Source organism: Paraburkholderia podalyriae, assembly GCF_014397785.1.
Classification (GTDB): domain Bacteria; phylum Pseudomonadota; class Gammaproteobacteria; order Burkholderiales; family Burkholderiaceae; genus Paraburkholderia; species Paraburkholderia podalyriae.
Genome location: NZ_VZQQ01000272.1, coordinates 1 through 711 on the forward strand (window position 1 = coordinate 1; position 711 = coordinate 711).

Annotated in this window: 1 protein-coding gene; it reads right to left on the minus strand. The window is 62.6% G+C overall.

What is annotated here, in order from left to right:
* Nucleotides 1-706, minus strand: a 706-nt coding sequence (gene argP / locus F6X42_RS42990) for an HTH-type transcriptional regulator ArgP (protein ID WP_376776536.1), incomplete at its 3' end; no start/stop codon positions are given.
* Between the last annotated feature and the right edge of the window lie 5 nt (nucleotides 707-711).

The window sequence follows — 711 nt, forward strand, 5'->3', positions numbered from 1 at the left end:
CGTCCAGGATCGCATTGAGCAACGCCGCCGGCGAAGGAAAATAGTGTCTGGGGTACCGGCCGACCGTCACCCCGAAATGCAACCCGAAAAACACATCGTGCAGGGCATCCTTCCGGTCAAACAGGATAGCGGTGGCCTCGAGCACGCCCGGCAAGGTCAGACCACCGGCGAAATGTTCGCGGGCGAATCCGGAGGTGGCGACACACTGATAGCGCATCTGTCCGACCGGTTCCGCCACGAAACGGTCGACCACCGGTTCCGGTTGCGTGGACAGGAAGCCTTTGACGTCGCCGCGCGCCAGTGCCTCGAGCGTATGGTCCTGATCGTCCACAACGATCTCAAGCGCCACATGGTGTTGCGCCAGCTCACGCGTCACTGGCTCAAACCAGGTGGCAAGCGAATCGGCGTTGACGGCAAGGGCAAGCGCCGTCGTCATCGCCCTCCCCGGCATGACACGCCGCAGCAGGTCATCCTCCTGCAGCCGCACTGTCATGAAATGACGAAACACGTCTTCGCCCGCTTTCGTCGGCATCACGGTCGGTTCGCGGACCAGGAGCAGCGCCCCGATCGACTGTTCGAGCCGCTTCACGCGGCGCGTCACTGCAGCAGAGGAGATATTCAGCGCGACCGCCGCCTGCGTGAAGCTGCGATGTTCGACCACCGCAGCAAACGTCTCCAGCTCCATCATGTTCAACATCGCGCCCACTTTCA